General features: G+C 50.5%; 16 protein-coding genes. 5 read left to right on the forward strand and 11 right to left on the reverse strand.

The genetic code is table 11. From position 1 onward, the window contains the following. Positions 1–86: 86 nt before the first annotated feature. The 3 genes from ligA to smc all read right to left on the reverse strand — a co-directional run bounded on the left by ligA (position 87) and on the right by smc (position 6,544). A complete protein-coding gene (gene ligA / locus FHP88_RS00175; protein WP_144356973.1) occupies positions 87–2,102 on the reverse strand; it encodes an NAD-dependent DNA ligase LigA in 2,016 nt (671 codons plus the stop codon). Next, the gene (gene zipA, locus FHP88_RS00180; RefSeq protein WP_144356974.1) at positions 2,099–2,947 is read right to left on the reverse strand and encodes a cell division protein ZipA; all 849 of its coding nucleotides are present in this window, start codon (positions 2,945–2,947) and stop codon (positions 2,099–2,101) included. The genes ligA and zipA overlap by 4 nt, the downstream gene beginning before the upstream one ends. A gap of 90 nt (positions 2,948–3,037) precedes the next feature. After that, positions 3,038–6,544: a chromosome segregation protein SMC gene (gene smc / locus FHP88_RS00185; RefSeq protein ID WP_144356975.1), complete on the reverse strand. Its 3,507-nt coding sequence runs from the start codon at positions 6,542–6,544 to the stop codon at positions 3,038–3,040. Positions 6,545–6,754: 210 nt separating this feature from the next. Between smc and queF the strand changes: the two genes are divergently transcribed. Beyond that, positions 6,755–7,144 carry a preQ(1) synthase gene (gene queF, locus FHP88_RS00190; protein WP_144356976.1) on the forward strand — a complete coding sequence of 130 codons (390 nt, stop codon included), beginning with the start codon at positions 6,755–6,757 and terminating at the stop codon, positions 7,142–7,144. A gap of 64 nt (positions 7,145–7,208) precedes the next feature. Here the strand turns inward: queF and rdgC are convergent, their stop codons facing one another. After that, positions 7,209–8,120 carry a recombination-associated protein RdgC gene (rdgC, locus tag FHP88_RS00195; RefSeq protein WP_144356977.1) on the reverse strand — a complete coding sequence of 304 codons (912 nt, stop codon included), beginning with the start codon at positions 8,118–8,120 and terminating at the stop codon, positions 7,209–7,211. Positions 8,121–8,250: 130 nt separating this feature from the next. Continuing rightward, on the reverse strand, positions 8,251–9,351 hold the full coding sequence (gene amrS, locus FHP88_RS00200; protein ID WP_260843112.1) for an AmmeMemoRadiSam system radical SAM enzyme: 1,101 nt from the start codon (positions 9,349–9,351) through the stop codon (positions 8,251–8,253). Between the two features lie 78 nt (positions 9,352–9,429). Here amrS and amrB point away from each other — a divergent pair, with 78 nt between their 5' ends. Together amrB and amrA are read left to right on the forward strand one after the other, a co-directional pair. Beyond that, positions 9,430–10,221, forward strand: a complete 792-nt coding sequence (gene amrB, locus FHP88_RS00205) for an AmmeMemoRadiSam system protein B (protein WP_144356978.1) — start codon at positions 9,430–9,432, stop codon at positions 10,219–10,221. Further along, on the forward strand, positions 10,208–10,789 hold the full coding sequence (amrA, locus tag FHP88_RS00210) for an AmmeMemoRadiSam system protein A (protein WP_144356979.1): 582 nt from the start codon (positions 10,208–10,210) through the stop codon (positions 10,787–10,789). Before amrB ends, amrA begins: the two co-directional genes overlap by 14 nt. An 18-nt stretch (positions 10,790–10,807) precedes the next feature. Here amrA and FHP88_RS00215 read toward each other — a convergent pair whose 3' ends face one another. Further along, positions 10,808–11,722, reverse strand: a complete 915-nt coding sequence (locus FHP88_RS00215; RefSeq protein WP_144356980.1) for a pentapeptide repeat-containing protein — start codon at positions 11,720–11,722, stop codon at positions 10,808–10,810. A gap of 123 nt (positions 11,723–11,845) precedes the next feature. Here FHP88_RS00215 and FHP88_RS00220 point away from each other — a divergent pair, with 123 nt between their 5' ends. Continuing rightward, complete coding sequence (locus FHP88_RS00220) at positions 11,846–13,159, forward strand: flagellar hook-length control protein FliK (protein ID WP_186297540.1); 1,314 nt, start codon at positions 11,846–11,848, stop codon at positions 13,157–13,159. Then, positions 13,156–13,452, forward strand: coding sequence for an EscU/YscU/HrcU family type III secretion system export apparatus switch protein (locus FHP88_RS00225; RefSeq protein WP_144356982.1), 297 nt, complete (start codon positions 13,156–13,158; stop codon positions 13,450–13,452). Before FHP88_RS00220 ends, FHP88_RS00225 begins: the two co-directional genes overlap by 4 nt. A gap of 3 nt (positions 13,453–13,455) precedes the next feature. Here FHP88_RS00225 and fliJ read toward each other — a convergent pair whose 3' ends face one another. The 5 genes from fliJ to fliF are packed head-to-tail and all read right to left on the reverse strand — an operon-like array spanning position 13,456 to position 18,617. Beyond that, the gene (fliJ, locus tag FHP88_RS00230) at positions 13,456–13,893 is read right to left on the reverse strand and encodes a flagellar export protein FliJ (protein ID WP_144356983.1); all 438 of its coding nucleotides are present in this window, start codon (positions 13,891–13,893) and stop codon (positions 13,456–13,458) included. A gap of 55 nt (positions 13,894–13,948) precedes the next feature. Next, complete coding sequence (gene fliI, locus FHP88_RS00235) at positions 13,949–15,295, reverse strand: flagellar protein export ATPase FliI (RefSeq protein WP_144356984.1); 1,347 nt, start codon at positions 15,293–15,295, stop codon at positions 13,949–13,951. Continuing rightward, complete coding sequence (locus FHP88_RS00240) at positions 15,295–15,987, reverse strand: flagellar assembly protein FliH (protein ID WP_144356985.1); 693 nt, start codon at positions 15,985–15,987, stop codon at positions 15,295–15,297. Before FHP88_RS00240 ends, fliI begins: the two co-directional genes overlap by 1 nt. Beyond that, positions 15,968–16,981, reverse strand: a complete 1,014-nt coding sequence (fliG, locus tag FHP88_RS00245) for a flagellar motor switch protein FliG (protein ID WP_144356986.1) — start codon at positions 16,979–16,981, stop codon at positions 15,968–15,970. The genes FHP88_RS00240 and fliG overlap by 20 nt, the downstream gene beginning before the upstream one ends. Continuing rightward, on the reverse strand, positions 16,971–18,617 hold the full coding sequence (gene fliF, locus FHP88_RS00250) for a flagellar basal-body MS-ring/collar protein FliF (protein ID WP_260843113.1): 1,647 nt from the start codon (positions 18,615–18,617) through the stop codon (positions 16,971–16,973). The genes fliG and fliF overlap by 11 nt, the downstream gene beginning before the upstream one ends. Positions 18,618–18,659: the final 42 nt, after the last annotated feature.

The raw sequence follows: 18,659 nt of genomic DNA on the forward strand, positions 1-18,659 counted from the left end.
CCACATTGATAAACAATGGGTTAGCGTATATTAGCGGAAAAAAGCTAGCATCAGACACGATCTCTGCTGATGAAATAGCCGGTCGGCTATCCAGCCAAAAGATGCTCTAATTCCGACTCATCGAGAATGGGGATGCCCAGGGACTCCGCCTTGCTCCGTTTTGATCCCGCATCGGCACCCGCAATCAGATAATCCGTCTTTTTGGACACACTGCCGGTTACCTTGGCACCCAGATTAAGCAGTCTCTGTTTTATTTCATCACGCGGCGCACTGAGTGTGCCGGTAATTACAAAGGTCTTCCCTGCAAGGATCTGAGTGGCCTCATCGGGTACTGATATCGGCGTCCAACTCACGCCCGCATTCAAGAGATCCTGAATAACCTCCTGATTATGCGCTTGCTTAAAAAAGGTCACCAGGTGCTGAGCCACAATCGGTCCAACATCGGGCACCTTCTGTAGCGCCTCTACATCAGCCTGCATCAGTCGATCCAGTGTACCGTAGTAATTTGCCAGCGAGTTTGCGGTTGTTTCTCCCACTTCCCGTATACCTAATGCAAACAGAAAGCGCCCGAGTGTTGTCTGTTTACTTTTCTCTAGGGCTTCGAGGAGATTTTCCGCTGACTTTTTGCCCATACGCTCCAATGATTGCAACGCAGGTAACTCCAGACTGTAGAGATCGGCTGGCGTCTTGATCAGACCAACCGTCACCAATTGATCAACCAACTTATCACCCAAACCTTCAATATCCATGGCCCTTCTGGCGGCAAAGTGTTTTATCGCCTCCCGGCGTTGCGCCGGACAAAATAAACCACCGCTACACCGAACCACCGCCTCAGCTTCGTCACGGATCACATCTGAACCACACTCTGGACACTGCACGGGCATCTGGAATGGTTGAGCATCATGTGGGCGCTGCTCAAGGATGCTCCGCACAACCTGAGGAATAACGTCACCGGCCCGGCGAATAATTACGGTATCACCTACCCGAATATCCTTGCGTTTGATTTCATCTTCATTGTGCAATGTGGCATTAGTGACGGTAACACCTCCCACACTGACCGGCTGTAATCTGGCAACAGGTGTCAACGCCCCTGTCCTACCCACCTGGATATCAATAGCCAGCAGTTGTGTCATCTCCTCCTGGGCAGGAAATTTTTGCGCAATAGCCCAACGTGGTGCGCGCGAGACAAAACCCAGTTGCTGTTGAAACTGAAGACTGTCTACTTTAAACACAACCCCATCAATATCGTAATCCAACGATGATCTTCTCTCCCCTATTTGTGCGTAGTATTCGAGGCAACCTTCAACCCCACTAACAACACGCATCTCAGGCGAGACCCGCAGCCCCCAATTGGCAAGCCGGCTTATACTTTCACTTTGAGTAGTGGCAAGCGGCCCACTGGAAATCTCGCCAAAGCCATAGCAATACATGGCCAATGGCCGTTGTGTGGTGATACGTGGATCAAGCTGTCGCAACGAACCGGCAGCCGCATTACGCGGATTGGCAAAGCCCTTCTCACCATTCGCCTGGGCACGGAGGTTTAACTGATTAAAACCCGCCAATGGCATATAGATTTCACCACGGACCTCCAGCACTTCAGGCCAGTCATCACCCAGCAGGCGTAATGGCACAGAAGGGATGGTTCGAACATTCTGAGTAACATCCTCCCCCTTACTACCATCCCCCCGCGTAGCCCCTTGTACCAAAACACCCCGTTCATAGCGCAGACTGATGGCCAGACCATCCAACTTAGGCTCTGCAGAGTAGGATATCGTTTGATCGCTACCTAGCCGCTCCCTGACACGCCGGTCGAAATCGATCATCTCCTGATCAGAGAAGGCATTATCAAGCGACAGCATCGGCACCTGATGCTGCACCTCGCCAAAGCCATCCAGGGGCTGGGCGCCGACACGCTGAGTGGGTGATTCCGCAGAAATTAGATCCGGGTACTGTGCCTCCAATCCCTGCAATTCACGCATCAAGCGATCATATTCACTGTCCGGTACTTGCGGATCATCAAGGACATAGTAGCGATAATTATGCAGATTGATCTGCTCGCGCAACTCGTCAGCGCGGTATTTAACGGCAACGGGTATGGTCATCGTTTACTCAGGGCTAACTGCACCTGACGCCGATGCTCAAGAATTCTTCCGCGCATGTGCTCTATGGTTTGCTTACTCAGAACGCTATGGCTCTCATCCTGCAGCTCGCCATTTAATAGCGACGCAAGTCGTTCTGCTGTAAACAACATGTCAGAAAAGGCCGCAAGGCCATCTTTGGGGCCAGGTAACTGGCCGAAAAGCACGAGACCGGGTGTCGAAAATTCACTCATCTTATCCAGCGGGAAAATGCCCGGTTCGACCAGACTGGCCATGCTGAACACTACCCGGGACTTGGGATCATCCGAGGCGTAGCGATGAAATATATTCATATCACCGTGTCTAAGTTCGACATCACGGGTCACGCGTAAAATATCTTCACCCGAGAAGTCGCCCTTGGAGGCGACTACATTAATTTGCAGAATCAGCCCTGGCAATCCTGCCTGAAAAAGGTCGTCGGGCTCGTTCCTCGAATCATCAGCGGTGAATGAAAATGACTCCTGCCGATCAACCGACAGCTCTTCCTGCATGGTGTCATGAGCAATAGAACCGAGTCGCCTCAACTCCTCATCAAAATCATCTTCATCATCATGCTCGTACGGTAATTCATCAGATATACTCTTAGCAGACCCTGAATCATAAAGCGCAGCATCCCAACTTGGATCAATACGCTGATCACTCTCTTCATCAAATTCATCTGATGGCGGCGCAATCTCAGGTTCCAATTGCGCTTTTCGTATAGCATGGACCTTGGCATTGACTTTCTTATGGCGATCCCAAAAGTAGATCCCCAGAATCAACCCGACACCGGCCAGAAACAAGATTAGACGAAGTATATCGGCATCCATTCTTCTATCAATTCAGTCGTGAATATTATTCAGTAAGATCATACCGCGCTGTAATTCATCTTGGTACGCTTTTCAGTAGCCGCACTCAATTTACATCGCCGCCAGTTCCGCTGCCTCAGTTATATCAACCGATACGAGTCGCGAAACGCCTGGTTCATGCATGGTCACGCCGGTCAGCTGATTGGCGATTTCCATAGTAATTTTGTTATGGCTGATGAAGATGAATTGCACTTGAGACGACATCGATTTCACCAACTCACAAAACCTTCCCACGTTGGCATCGTCGAGTGGCGCATCCACCTCGTCCAACATACAGAATGGGGCGGGGTTCAGCTCAAAGATGGCAAAAACCAGTGCCACAGCCGTCAACGCCTTCTCACCACCGGAGAGTAAGTGGATGCTGGAATTACGTTTACCGGGTGGCCGCGCCATCACCGTGACACCAGTGTCCAACAAATCTTCTCCCGTGAGTTGCAGGTAGGCGTGCCCGCCACCAAACAGTTTCGGGAATTTCTCCTGTAACCCATTGTTAACTTTATCAAAGGTCTCTCTGAAACGGGTTCGCGTCTCTCGGTCAATCTTGCGAATTGCGTTTTCCAGTGTTTCCAGGGATTCCGTGATGTCCGCATGCTGGGCATCGAGATAATTCATCCGCTCAGACTGTTCTTGGAATTCATCAATAGCGGCCAGATTGATCGGACCCAGACGCCGAATGCGAGCATCCATCTGCTCGACTTTTTGCACCCACTCATCGATCGTAGAATCGGCCGGCAGTTCAAGGAAGAGTTGTTCGCGCTGGAAATCAGTCTCTTTCAACTGCTCTTCAACGGTCTTAGAACGAATCAGTACTTCCTGTCTATTCATGCGCGCCTGATCGAGTGCAGCACGCTGTTTAAGCACTTCCTGCTCTGCACCGGACCGGTCCTGTTCCAATTGCCTGACTTGCGCATCAAATGTTTCAAGAGTCGCCCGAACCTTGGCTAGCTCCGTCTCGACCTGAATGCGTAATGCCAATTGAATCTTGAGTGCATCCTGATTCTCAAGGAAAGGTATCTGCCCCTCCTCCAGCGACTGGATCAGCTCATCTCTACGCGAGGTCAGGTGAGCCAACTGCCCCTGCATCCTCTCCAGACTCTGCATCAGCGAGGTCTGTGAACTGCGCATGGATTCAATCTGCAGTGCGATCGAATGGGCCTGATTGCGTTGCCGGGATGACTCCTCGCGGATTTCAGTCAACTGTACACTTAATGCTTCTCGCTGCTGGATGAGTTGCTCACGTCGCTCACCCAGTGTCTCCATCTCTTCCAAGGCGACATGCAAACGAGCCCTGGACATCTCCAGCTCTTCTTTATCTTCTTCCGCCTGATTACGCAGTTCATCCATATCATGACGAATGGTTTCACCACGATGTTTCAAGTGCTCGGCACGGGCCTTTTTACCAGACAGCGTCGCTCGCAACTCCGCAAGTCCCCGGTTCACATCATTTAACTGTTGCTGAATATGTTCCTTCGATTGCTCTGCCTGCTGCAGTTGTTCACGACCCCCCGAGAGACTTACCGCAGAAGACTCAACCAGTTGACCCAGCTTCTCAATAGCGTCACCGAGCGTTCTAATCTCCTGCTCTCTGGCCAATACACCGGCGGTCTCATCTTCGCCACGACTCAAGCGAAGCCAATTACACCCCATCCAGATCCCATCTGGCGTAATCAGGGATTCACCGGGTTTGAGCATCGATCTTTTTGCATAGGCCTCGGTCACCCCAGATACAGTCTGCACACCACTCAGCAAACCTTCCAGCGGCCAGGGGGCCTTAATACGGTGTAGCAGCGCATCAGGACCGACTGTGGTGCCACTTTTCCCTGCTGTGGTATCAAAGAAGGTAAGACTCCCGTTCTCCAGTGTTTCAAGCACATTTTGCAGGTCATCCATGTTATTCGTACACACAGACTGCAGATGAAACCCAAGCACTGTCTCTACGGCTTGCTCCCAGCCCGATTCAACCTGAATATTCTGCGCCAGGCGGGACGCCTGTCCAAGACCCTGGGCATCCAGCCACTCGGTCACGCCTTGTTCTTGTTTGCCCAGTGCGGCCTGTTGTAATGCTTCCAGTGACGCAAAGCGCCCTCGCGAGGTCTGCAGATTGGCCCGCGCTTCATCAAGGCGGCTTCCGACCTCATGATTATTCTGGCGGATGGTTGTTATCCGTTCGGCTTCAGAGGCGAGTTGCTCTTGCAGGATTTCAGCCTGCTCTACGCGCTCTTGCTCCTCAGACTCCAGTTCAACGATACTCTCCAGTAATGGTTGGTCATTCAATCTTTCCAACTCTTCGTGGAATCGCTCCAGTCGTTTTTGAACCTGATTACTCTTCTCGTCCAGATGATTGATGCGGGTCCGTTCAACTTGCGCTGTCTGGGCCGGTTCTGCCGCTTGACGGTTGAACTGTTCCCACTCATTCTGCCAGGACTGCATGGCCTGTTCTGAATCTGCCAGCCGCTCCGCCGCGACCAGCTCGATTTCCCGCGCCTGCTCAAGCAGTGGCTCTTGTTCTTCCAGAGTGGCATTCAGCTCTTCAAGTCTGGCCTCATCGTGCTGACGATGATCGGTTGACTCCTGCCACGCCTGCTCAGTCTGATGCAAATCATGCTCAAACTGGGCACGACTGTCTTTGGCATACTGGATAGACTGTTCAAGACGCGCTATCTCGCTGCCCACGGCATAAAACCGTCCTTGAACCTCATTGAAATTATCATGGGCTTCAGCATGTCCCGCCCGATCACGCTCTATCTCAGATTCAAGCCGACGCTGTTTAGCAATCGCGGCCTCAAGATCTGTTTGCTTCTCCAGGATATCTTTGTCACGACGGGTGAGATCATCATCCATAGAGCGCCAACGCAATGCCAGAAGTTCCGCTTGCAATCGTCGCTCTTGTTCTTTGTACTCTTTATAACGCTCGGCAGTCGTGGCCTGACGCTGTAGGTGCTGAAGCTGTTTGGAGATCTCTTCACGCAGATCATTTAGACGATCCAGATTCTCCTTGGTGCGGCGTATCCGGTTTTCCGTGTCCCGGCGTCGCTCTTTATATTTAGAGATCCCCGCCGCCTCTTCAAGAAAAGCACGCAGGTCTTCAGGACGGGCCTCAATAAGTCGGGAAATCATACCCTGTTCAATAATCGAGTAACTGCGGGGACCGAGGCCTGTACCGAGAAACAGATCGGTGATATCGCGGCGCCGACAACGCACGCCATTCATTAGGTAATTTGACTGGCCATCCCTGGAAACCTGGCGCTTGACAGAAATCGTGCTGTACTGGGCATATTGACCTCCTGCCTTGCCATCACTGTTATCGAACACTAGTTCGATACTGGCCGTACCAACCGGCTTGCGACTGGTTGATCCGTTAAAGATAACATCGGCCATGGATTCGCCGCGTAGCATCTTGGCGGAGCTCTCGCCCATCACCCAGCGCACCGCATCAATTACGTTGGATTTTCCACAGCCGTTAGGCCCCACAATACCCACCAGATTGCTCGGTATGTGGACGGTGGTAGGATCAACAAAGGATTTGAATCCGGCCAGTTTGATTTTTTCTAAGCGCATAGGTCGGTAAGATACAGATAGGTTCACCCGGTTACAAGAGAACCAGGTCAGGTTATTTAACTTTAAATATGTTATTTATCTTATTGTTTAATATATATTTATTATCATAGTGAATAATAATTGAACAGCAACCTGAGATGCTTACTTCAGACAAGCTGCCATCTCCCGTATAATCGCCGAATTTCCTCCACAGATCGAGAACAATCGAACATGTCAAGTCAACCCAGCAAGTCACTGGAAACCTTCGATAATCCACAACCCGATCGCGATTACACGATCCGCATCGAAGTACCCGAATTTACCTGCCTCTGTCCCAAGACCGGCCAGCCCGATTTTGCAGAGCTGACCATTGAATACATCGCGGATCAACTCTGCGTCGAACTCAAATCGTTGAAGATGTATGCTTGGTCATTTCGCGACGAAGGCGCCTTCCATGAGGCCGTCACCAACCAGATTCTCAGTGACCTGGTATCCGCAACTCAACCGCGGTTTATGCGACTGACTGCCAACTTTAATGTCCGAGGTGGTATCTACACCAGTGTGGTAGCTGAGCATCGTGCTGAGAATTGGCAGCCGCCCATACCGGTTAACCTTCCCTAGCTAAAGATCAGCGCATAAGCAGTGGCTCCCATACAATTTGGAAGCCACCGCTTATCTCTACTCACTAACGCTCGTCGGCCAAACCACCAAATATCTCAATCAGATCTGTTATAAAGCGCTGTAGCTCCAAACTCATCAGGGAAAAATCCACATCAAAACGGGTTGCTGCATCCTCAGATTCTGCGGTAGCGGCCTCCTCAAGAATGATATCCAGGAACTTGAGCCGTTTGATAGAAAAATCATCTGAAAGCACAAACCCCAGACGCTCTCCCCATTCCAATGCCAATTTAACGACCTGCTTTCCAGCCTCTAAATGAGTGCGAATCTCATCGCCCTCAAGATCCTGGCGGCGACAACGGATAATGCCACCTTCCTCGACAGTATCCCGCAACTCACACTCATCCTGAATCTGAAAAGCTGCTGAAGATTCTGTGCCGCTTACCCAGGCAGTCATCAATGAGGCGGGTGACAGGTTGACTTCAAAGGGTTTGGCCGGGAGTGTACCAAGCGTTTCGCGTAATAAACTAACCAGCTCTTCGGCCTTTTTACTGCTTGCCGCATCAACCACCAGCCACTGATTTTGCGTATCAATGTACGCATAGATGCGGGAAGATTTTATGAATGCACGCGGCAACAGATCAAGCATCAATTCATCTTTTAACTCATCTTGTTCTTTGCGCCGGACCTTACGCGCTTCCGACTCCTCTATCTCTGCGACTTTATCCGCCAGCAGCTCACGCACCACTGCCGCAGGCAATACACGCTCTTCCCTTCTCGCGCAGACCATGATGCAACTACCAGAAGCATGTGTCAGTAACTCCGCGCCGCGCCCGAGGGGTGGTTGCCAGCCGAGTGATGAGAGTTCCAGCGTGCCACAACCTTTTGCGGTTCGCTCTAGAAGCCGCTCGTGCAGTGCTTCTGGATCATATTGGAAGGGCGTGAGAAGTTTGAATAGGTAGAGATTTTTAAACCACATGCAGAAAGAGTCTCGGGATAAAAGTACCGCATTATCCCGGAACCATCAGATCGTATCCAGCGCTAATCCTGATCTGTTTAGTGAAGTTGCCTTATGGAACCGACGATGACGGATGTTGACAACATCACAATCAAGCGATCTCCCTCATGCGTACAGGCTGGCGCTTCCCGCCCCACTGTCCAGGCCTTGCTTCAAACAGACCGGCACAAGGTTCACCGCACTGATCACAACACCCATCCTCGGTAAGATGCCATACGCCCAGCTCATACCAATCCCGTTCGATGAGTAACTGATTGCAGGAGTGGCACCAGGTACTCCCACCGATGCCGTCATGTACGTTCCCGGTGTAGGCATACCTGATCCCATTTTCCATTGCCACTGTTCGTGCCCGACTCAGCGTTGCAGGTGGCGTTGGAGGATGATCACGCATCTTCCAATCAGGGTGGAAAGCCGTGAAATGCATTGGCACATCTGGCCCCAGATTGGCAACGACCCAACGGGTCATCTTATCCAACTCCTGATCGGAGTCATTTTCTCCAGGGATCAACAATGTCGTCAGCTCAAACCAAACCCCTGTCTTCTCCTTGAGATAGACCAGCGTATCCAGCACGGGCTTTAAATGGGCCCCAGTCAGTTTATGGTAAAAGTCATCATCAAAGGATTTGAGATCAACATTCGCTGCATCAATGTGCTTAAAAAACTCGACTCTGGGTTTGGGTGATATATAACCTGCGGTCACCGCTACCGTCTTGATTCCCAGCTCATGGCAGGCAATGGCCGTATCAACGGCATATTCATGAAAAATAACCGGGTCATTATAAGTAAAGGCAACACTTTTACACGCTAGCTGTGCCGCCACCTGGGCGATTTTTTTTGGTGACGCATCATCAGCCAGCGTATCCATTTCCCGTGATTTACTCATATCCCAATTCTGACAAAAGCGGCAACTTAGATTGCAACCAGCGGTACCAAATGAGAGTACCGGGGTACCGGGCAGAAAATGATTAAGGGGCTTTTTCTCTATTGGATCGACGCAAAAGCCGCTGGAACGCCCGTAAGTTGTGAGTACAATTTCACCATCATGACAGGCTCTGACGAAGCAAAGCCCCTGTTGACCCTCCTTAAGTCGACACTCCCGGGGGCAGAGGTCACACTGAACACGTCCATCTTCCAAACGATGCCAGTATTGGGTAGGGTAATAATTAATGGATGCATTCATTTTATTGGCCATTTAATGCGTATATCCTAAACTTAATTATAGACCCCTATGACGCATTGAGCGCAGAATCGCAGCCACGGATGATGAATTATGCAGACAATCAAAACACCAGCGGTCGCTGGACTATTTTATCCCGCTGACCCGGCATTACTGCATCAGGATATACAGCACTTCCTAACCAGTGCGCACAGAGCAACCACCTCACACCCAAAGGCACTGATTGCTCCGCATGCAGGCTATGTCTACTCTGGCCCCATCGCGGGCAGCGCTTATGCCAGTCTGGATGCAACAAGCAGAGATAAAATTAACCGGGTTATCATCCTGGCCCCGGCACACCGAGTCGCCTTTCGTGGCATTGCCTACAGTTCAGCCACCCATTTTCAGACACCTCTCGGACTCATTCCAGTCAACTTATCCGCTTTATCCCTGATTACTGATCTACCAATGGTTACGAAAAATAATGAGGCCTTTCAGGATGAGCACAGCATAGAAGTTCACCTCCCCTTCTTGCAGGAGATACTCGATGAATTCAGTATTGTTCCCTTGCTGGTCGGCGAGGCATCGGCGGAACAAGTAGCCACTGTGCTTGAACAACTCTGGGGCGGTTCAGAAACGCTTGTGGTAATCAGTTCGGATCTTAGCCACTATCTCGATTACGAATCCGCAAGGAAAATGGACCAGGATACTTCACAGGCCATTGAAACCCTGCAGCCTGGGGCATTGACCTATCACAGTGCGTGCGGAAGAACACCAATCAGCGGATTACTGTTATGCGCAAAGCGATACGGTTTAAACGTAAACACCTTGGATCTGCGCAATTCAGGCGATACCGCGGGTTCACATGACCGGGTTGTTGGATACGGTGCCTATGCCTTCTCCTGATCAAAAAATCGATGCGCTTAGCGCCCAAGACCGTTCAACCCTGATTGATCTCGCCCGGGCATCAATACGTCATGGACTTGATTCTCATCAGCCACTCGCGGTACCGGTTAACGACTACCCTGAATCACTCAGAGTGATACGCGCTTCTTTCGTAACGCTAAACATAGAGAATCGATTGCGTGGTTGTATTGGACATTTAGAGGCCATCCAGCCCCTTGTGAAAGATGTGGCCGAAAATGCCTTCGCGGCAGCATTTCAAGACCCTCGATTCCCGCCATTAAAGGCAGACGAATTACCCCGACTTGAGATCCACCTCTCCTTGCTCACACCCGCACAGCCACTGACATTCAATACCGAAGAAGAGCTGCTGAGTTTACTCACGCCAGGGAAAGATGGTTTGATCCTGGAAGAGGGATACCATCGGGGAACGTTTCTTCCATCCGTATGGGAACAACTCCCACAACCAAAGAACTTTCTAAGACAACTTAAGATTAAGGCCGGTCTATCCCCGCTTTACTGGTCTGATAGCCTGCGAGTCTCAAGATACACCACAGAATCGTTTAGCTAATTCATCCAGAAAAGAAGGCTATTTCTTTACCCTGCAACTCCCTACTGAACCTGGAAGACAAACTGAACCATCCAGCCAGATAGTGTTTTCAAGATTAACCTGTTCCAATTTGGCGCCACCCAGATTAGCCCCCGTCAGATCAGCAAAACTAAGATCGGCCCCCGTCAAATCGGCATAGGAGAGATCACTCCCCCTCAGTGTTGCTCCCTTTAGTGCCGCCCTTTTTAATTCGGCATAACTGAGATCAGTTCCTGATAAATCGACATATTTCAGATCGCTGTCATTTAACTTACTAGCGGTCATTTTGGCGCGGCGGATGGCCCCATTATTAAGCAGAACACCATCGAGATCTGCCGCATCCAGCTGTATCCCATCCAATTTACAGTTACGCCAATTAACACCCGGCATCGGTTTGGCATCGCAATCCGGGTCCGCCAACGTCTGCGGGGCACCTAAATAGAAACCAAACCCTATAACTGCAGTCACCATCGCGGCAACGACGCTCATACCAACGATAGGAAATGGCTTTTGCTGCCGCCGCTCCAGTAAATCGGTTTTTGCCTCTCGGTGTTGCTGGATAATCTCCAGTTCAGCTTGCCTTCGCTCCCCTTTGCGGCGTTTTTTAAAGGCTTCATCATCAGAACCCGCTCTGCGTTCTCGGCCATTTCGTTCATCTTCACGCATTCTGGAAGAGATTAACTCCTCTTCTGAGCCCTCTTCAATGGCCTTGCGTACTTCAGGGGGGATAACGTCTGGTACCTCTGCGACGGAGCGCCAAGATTCCTGATCACAACTCACTTCATCTTGCATGCGCACTCTACCCAGCAGGACAAAACGCCTCACTGTGCCACAGGGATAGGGGCCTTTAACCTGATTATCACGCCGAATAAACCAGAGTTTTTGTTTTGATTTTTCGTGCTCGTTCTCTTCCATTAAGTAACTCTATGCGTCGACTCATGTCCCCTCAGTACGGGAACTTGGAAAAACCCTGATTAAACTATCGACCAACTGGCCGATAAACTAAAATAACATCAAATCTTAATGTATAACATTACCATGCAAATCACGGACCCATTCAACAATCCTCGCCTGTTCATTGAGCAGACTCGGAGTGAAACGCTCAACCAGCTGCGTTCTGGACAGACCGTAACTGCGCAGGTGATAAAACCGGCGACTAATGGTGTGGCACAAATTGATATCGGCGGCATAAAATTGCCGGTACAGACGGGTGTGAAGCTTGAAATTGGCCAACAGCTTGCGCTGAATGTTATTAAAGGAGGGAAAGCACCAGAACTGCAACTCATCCGAAACACCACACCAGAGGCCATTCAGGCACTGACACTCAAACGTATCCTTCCGCAACAACTACCCATTCATCAGCTACTGGATACGCTAAAAACGTTAAGTGAATCACTGCCTATCGCGAGAGATGCCGCTATCACGAAAGAGAATATGATCGTTACGCTGGTCCGGCAACTCTTACAACTTTCAGGCAGTGCGGGCACCCAGCCAACCATGCCACAGCAAGCTGGACATAGCCCATCTAAAATAAACCTGCAGAACCTGATGACTGCTCTACAAAATGCCACTAACCAGCCAACAACAAAAAATGGAAATAACCATTTAAATCAACTGGCCAGTCAAATCAGTCAAGTTGTAAACAATACGCTTCCGGGAAATAGCCCAATTACTGCAGCCACCATACATCAGGCATTTCAGCAGTCGGGACTGTTTCTTGAATCACGCTTAATGGGGAACAACCCACTCGGTACCGATTTTAAGGCGAGCCTTTTAAAACTCATCGCCGAACTCCAGACCCTGGCCACTGCAAATCCAGTCATAACTGATTCGGCGATTATAAAAGCAGCTGACACGGCGACCACACTTCAATTATTGGCTGCACGGATCTTTTCTGAGTTGCAACAGTTGACAGAAGGAACATTGGCTCGCGTGCAGATGCATCAACTTGCATCGCTTCCGCAGGAAGAGAGTAACCTCAGGCAAGTTTGGCAGTTTGAATTACCTGTGCCTCATGCTGATGGGCATGACGATTTTTTTATTCAACTTGAAAAAGAGGATAATCAGGCAGACTCATCAGAGGTGCGGTGGTCGGTAACACTTAATTTTGACATTCCTCCTGCAGGGCCCATCAGCGCAAAACTCAATCTAGCGGGTGATGTCATCTCCAGCCATTTCACGGCAGAACGAGCGGAAGGTGTCAGCCGTCTTGAACAGACTCTACCAAAGTTGAGTGCGGCATTTGAAAAAGCCGGTCTCATTGTAGGCAGGCTCTCTGCACATCAAGGTAAAACAATAAAAATTCACGAGCCACCCCCTCAACCCTTTCCACTGCTGGATGAGAAGGCATGAACGAAACCTATGACCAAACACCGGAGGTTGCGGTAGCACTGCTCTATGATGGAGATAATGCGCCACGTATCACTGCGAAGGGTGAAGGAAAAATCGCAGAGCAGATCTTCAAGATTGCTAAAGAACACGGCGTACCGCTGGAGAATGATCCCCAGCTTGCCGCAATTCTGTCGCAGATACCCTTGGGTGATGAAATTCCGGAGACGCTGTACCGCGCTATCGCTGAAGTGATTGCTTTCGCCTACCTGGTTTCAGGAAAACGCCCGCCCGGTTTCCGTGAAAAGAAATCGTAACGGTTACTTATTTCCCGGTCCACGCTGACTGCGATCATCCATCTCATTCTGTTCACGCTTCTCCATCGCCTTCAGTTCAGCAGACTTGAAACGGTCCATCACCTTACCTAACGCCTGGGTCCTAACCCGCTTCTCTTGCCACTGCTCTTTCCGGGAGACGCATTCGCTCTTACTTGCAAGCACCACCTTTTCCTGCTCTTTGATTGCGCTATCCAACTTTTCAAGAAACACACGATATTCCTGCATCTGATTCGCTGCCATACCTTGTCGAGCAGTCGCTTCAAATCGCTCCAGATACTCCTTATGGTACCGCTTCAGATCTTCCAGCTTGGCTTCCTGATCACGCATTTTTTTCTGTGTGTCACCTAAAACACGGGCAGCATCATTCTCCCGCGACTCAGCGACACGCTTAACCGGGTGAAGTCTCTTTGAGGGAACCATACTTCATCTCCTCCCATTCAAGCCGTTGATACGGCTTATTCGTATTTCAAAAAGGTCACAAGAACAACTCATCCAGCTCAGCCAGACTTTCTTCCTGCGAAACTGGAGTATTCATATCCTGACGCAGAAAACGTTCCAGTTCAGGAATGGCCTGTATAGCGGCATCAATGCGTTCATCATTGCCGGGTTCATAGGCACCAACGTTTATCAGATCCTGATTTTGTCTGTATAGAGAGTATAGTTGCTTAAAGGCCCGCGCAGATTCCTGATGCTCTTTACTGGTAATATCATTCATGGCTCGACTGATCGAGGCTTCGATATCAATTGCGGGATAATGCCCACTCTCTGCCAACCGACGAGAGAGCACAATATGCCCATCAAGGATCGCCCTGGCCGCATCTGCTATGGGATCATTTTGATCATCACCTTCAGCTAACACAGTATAAAAAGCGGTAATCGAACCACCCCCTTTATCACCATTTCCAGCACGCTCAACCAGCTGGGGTAACTTTGCGAATACAGAAGGCGGGTAGCCTTTGGTTGCAGGCGGTTCATTAATGGCCAGTGCAATCTCACGCTGTGCTTGGGCAAATCGGGTCAGGGAATCCATCAGCAGCAGAACATGCTTACCCTGATCACGGAAATGCTCCGCAATGCTGGTCGCCAACATTGCGCCATGCATGCGCCTCAAGGGTGTATTATCGGCAGGTACAGCAACGACTACGGCACGCGCCATACCCTCTTCACCCAAGCTATTTTCAACAAACTCTTTCACTTCTCGACCACGCTCTCCGATCAAACCCACGACGGTAATATCGGCATCGGTATAGCGGGTCATCATGCCCAACAGCACACTCTTTCCGACACCGGAACCTGCAAACAGGCCCAAGCGCTGTCCACGTCCCACCGTCAGCAGCGCATTAATCGCGCGTACACCGACATCCAGGGGTTTTCGAATGGGAGTTCTCGTGAGGGGATTAAAGACTTTGCCTGTGAGTGGACGTCGCTCAATAGCATGCAGTCGTCCTTTACCATCCAACGGCCGGCCGGCACCATCTAAAACTCTTCCCAGCAGGTGATCGCCTACGATCGCTTCACAGACGCGACCTGTCGGCACCACCCTGGCATCCTGTTCCAGTCCCCTGATATCGCCCGTAGGCATTAAATAGAGACTCTCACCGGCAAAACCGACAACTTCAGACTCAATGCGTTCACCCGTGCTGCTGATCACATCGCACTGCCCACCAATGGCAGCACGGCACCCCACGGCCTCAAGCGTTAGACCAATCATTCGCGTGATCTTGCCTTCTACAACCAAACCGCGACTCTCGCCTACACGCTGGTGACACTGTTTAAGACGTTCTGTCCAAATGCCGGCCCGATCAGACTGTGGGATGCCCATCAGCCCTCACCCCGCTCACTGGCATCGTCATCCCGCTCACCACCCATGATGCGTGTAATCATGGCCGCCAGACGGGACTCGAGGGTGGCATCGATTTGTGAAGTTTCGGTAATAACACGACAGCCACCCCGCGCAAGTACAGGGTCCTCGATAATTTTCCAGCCTTGCTCTTTGTCGCTCATATCATAGATGGTGCGGACCAACTGAGCATCCTCTGGATGCAGATGAACCCTGATATTGCGGGACGATACAGGAAGTATTGAGAGTGATTCACGAACGATGCCGATAATATGACTGGGTTCCATCCTGATCTCACGACGAACCAATTGTCGGACCATGGAAATAACCAACTCTACCAGTTCCCGCTCTACCTGTTCGTCAAGTTGTTTGAGTGGCGTATCAAGCGTCGACATCAACGACTCTACTTGACCAATCAGTCCATCAATTTTCATCTGACCCTGGGTCAATGACTCCTTATGCCCGTAGGAGAAACCCTCTTTTTTTCCCAGCGCAAAGCCTTCGTCATAGGCCTCTTTTTGCAATTGCTCAAGTTGCTCCGCAGTCAGCATACTTCCGGACGCATGCTTTTTAACGGCCCCCTTTTCTACCGTGCTACCCATGCTGGGTGGAACCCACTGCTGGGCATCACCGGTAGACGAGCCAGAAAGCACCTTAGACGAACTCTTCTCCACCGCCACCTCCAAGCATTATTTCGCCGGCATCCGCTAAACGACGCGCCACTGTCAGGATCTCTTTCTGGGCCGCCTCGACATCACTCAAGCGTACTGGAGGTGCTGCCTCGAGATCGTCCCGAAGCATCTCGGCTGCTCGCTTGGACATATTTTTAAAGATCTTCTCTTTGAGACCTTCATCGGCACCACGCAATGCCAAGAGTAACTGATCTGAGGCCACTTCACGCAACAGCGTCTGAATACCTCGATCATCAACATCAATCAGATTATCAAAGACAAACATATTATCCTGGATGTCTTGAGCAATCTCTTGATCGATGCTCATAACATGTTCCATGATATTACTTTCAATACTGCCCTCAATCAGATTGAGGATATTGGCTGCCGTCTTGATGCCACCAAGACCTGAAGACTTCACATTGGTTGCACCCGAGAACTGTTTTTCCAGGATCTCGTCCAACTCTTGCAGGGCGGCAGGCTGGATACCATCTAAAGTCGAAATGCGCATGATGATATCGGGCCTGACCCGCTCCGGAAATTCAGATAACACCTCAGCAGCTTGGTCGGAATCCAGAAAAGAGAGCACGATAGCGATAATCTGCGGATGCTCAAGTCGAATCAATTCGGCCACAGAGCGAGGGTCCATCCACTTAAGTTGCTCAAGCCCCTTACTATTTCGACCCAGCAAGATACGATCGATGACGCCACCCGCCTTATCCTTACCCAAGGCGTTGGTCAGTACATTGCGGATATACTCATCCGAGTCGATACCTAGCGAGGTTTCATTTCGCAGAGTATCCACGAATGAGTGCATGACTGTTTCCATTTGGCTGGTACTAACCTTATGCATGTTAGCCATCGCCAGGCCCAACTCCTGAACCTCTTTTGGACCCATGTGGGCCAAAATTGAAGCAGCATCCTTTTCGCCCAAAGCAAGCATCAATATCGCCGCCCGCTCAACCCCGGATATCTTTTTTGTCTCTTCACCCTGCATTATCAGACACCCAGCTTCGTATTACCTGCGCTACGCGTTTAGGATCATCCTGTACCATCTGACGCGCTGCCTCTAATGTATTCTCATATCGCTCTGGGCCGGGGAGCATCATAGAATCATCAGACCCATCCAAAGAGTCACCGCCACCCGTACCGGATGCGCCACCGGTTGCCCCGCCCTGTGCCTCAGCAAGTTGATGCATTACCGGAGGCTCTATCAATTTTTTCATGGTTGGACGCAAAACAAATAAGATCAGTATCAGTACAAGTATGACACCTCCAGCCTGTTTCGCTACATCCCATACCCAAGGCTGTTGCCAAATAGCCAGTTCTGGGAGTGGTTGTGGTTGTTCCGGTGCCATAAATGCTGAATTAATCACCTCAACACTGTCACCCCGCTGGGCATTAAATCCTATGCTCTCTCTTACCAGACGGGTAATACGACTGATCTCTTCGGGTGTCCGTTCTATTCGCGTGGTCGTGCCGTCATCTCCAAGCGTCACAAGATCATCAACAACCACGGCCACAGAAAGGCGTCGCAGCTTATTACTGGAGAGTCGGGTATGGCTGATCGTCTTATCCAACTCATAGTTTCGTGTCGAGCGTTTACTACTGTTGAGTGGAGACCCTGTTGTGCCTTCCGCTTCTGCACCCGCGGCTACTTCAGGTGCATTGCCTGCTGCCGGTGGCTGGTTACTGAGTGCGCCTGGCACACCCTGTACCGATGAGAGTCGACTCAGCTGCTCATTCGTTTGCTCACTTCGTAGTGCGGGCAGATCCGGGTTAAAACGTTCTGAAGTCTGCTCTGTAACTGTAAAATCAACTTCTGCAGAGACTTGGGCACGTACCCGATCAGCACCTAAGATCGGCGCCAAAATCTCTTCCACTCTATCACGGTAGTGATTTTCGAGTTCTTTAGTGTATTCAAATTGGGAGGAGGTGAGCATCATCTGACGTGAATCCATCTCGCCACTCAACAGATTTCCCTTGTGATCTACAACCGTAATCCTTCCAGAATCAAGCTCCGGCACACTGGATGCCACAAGATGAACAATGGCAGCCACCTGCCCTTTATCCAGTACGCGGCCGGAATAGAGTTTTAGTACGACAGAAGCACTTGGGTTGTTATTTTTTCTGACAAAAACCGATTTTTTTGGTGTAGCCAAATGTACTCTGGCCGACTCAATATTTGATAAGGTACCGATTGTCCGCGCCAATTCACCTTCCAGTGCACGATGAAACCGGGCCGCCTCCAGTGCACGGCTGGTACCAAAGCCCGTTTCCTGTTGCAGAATTTCAAACCCAAGGCTGTCACTATGCGGCAAACCCTGACCGGCAAGTTTCATCCGCGCCTCTTGCACCTTACCGCTGTCCACCATGACCGCGCCCGTCGACTGATTGACCTTGTAGGGGATGCCACTCTGCTCCAATGCAGCCACCACCTCAGAGGCATCTTTCTGTGCCAGATTGCCATACAAAAGACTGTAATTCGGCGTCTGAGACCAGAGCACCACTGCAATTCCGAGTGCAACACTGGCCGCAATACCCACCATTACACCCAATTGTCGGACGACTGGATTTTGCCCCAGACCTACTTGCGGGAATGTTTGAGTCAAGGCTGTCTCTTCATTGGCCACGATTATTACCTATAATTATCGATAATTTACATTATATTTATA

The organism is Sedimenticola selenatireducens (assembly GCF_007625115.1).
Lineage (GTDB): Bacteria > Pseudomonadota > Gammaproteobacteria > Chromatiales > Chromatiaceae > Sedimenticola > Sedimenticola selenatireducens_A.

Bases quoted from the DNA above. Each gene is read 5' to 3' on its own strand.
- FHP88_RS00225 (WP_144356982.1), top strand. From the start codon at position 13,156: ATGAACGAAACCTATGACCAAACACCGGAGGTTGCGGTAGCACTGCTC.
- amrS (WP_260843112.1), bottom strand. From the start codon at position 9,351: ATGGCCAATAAAATGAATGCATCCATTAATTATTACCCTACCCAATAC.
- rdgC (WP_144356977.1), bottom strand. From the start codon at position 8,120: ATGTGGTTTAAAAATCTCTACCTATTCAAACTTCTCACGCCCTTCCAA.
- fliJ (WP_144356983.1), bottom strand. From the start codon at position 13,893: ATGGTTCCCTCAAAGAGACTTCACCCGGTTAAGCGTGTCGCTGAGTCG.
- amrB (WP_144356978.1), top strand. From the start codon at position 9,430: ATGCAGACAATCAAAACACCAGCGGTCGCTGGACTATTTTATCCCGCT.
- amrA (WP_144356979.1), top strand. From the start codon at position 10,208: ATGCCTTCTCCTGATCAAAAAATCGATGCGCTTAGCGCCCAAGACCGT.
- zipA (WP_144356974.1), bottom strand. From the start codon at position 2,947: ATGGATGCCGATATACTTCGTCTAATCTTGTTTCTGGCCGGTGTCGGG.
- FHP88_RS00220 (WP_186297540.1), top strand. From the start codon at position 11,846: ATGCAAATCACGGACCCATTCAACAATCCTCGCCTGTTCATTGAGCAG.
- queF (WP_144356976.1), top strand. From the start codon at position 6,755: ATGTCAAGTCAACCCAGCAAGTCACTGGAAACCTTCGATAATCCACAA.
- ligA (WP_144356973.1), bottom strand. From the start codon at position 2,102: ATGACCATACCCGTTGCCGTTAAATACCGCGCTGACGAGTTGCGCGAG.
- FHP88_RS00215 (WP_144356980.1), bottom strand. From the start codon at position 11,722: ATGGAAGAGAACGAGCACGAAAAATCAAAACAAAAACTCTGGTTTATT.
- smc (WP_144356975.1), bottom strand. From the start codon at position 6,544: ATGCGCTTAGAAAAAATCAAACTGGCCGGATTCAAATCCTTTGTTGAT.
- fliG (WP_144356986.1), bottom strand. From the start codon at position 16,981: ATGCAGGGTGAAGAGACAAAAAAGATATCCGGGGTTGAGCGGGCGGCG.
- fliI (WP_144356984.1), bottom strand. From the start codon at position 15,295: ATGGGCATCCCACAGTCTGATCGGGCCGGCATTTGGACAGAACGTCTT.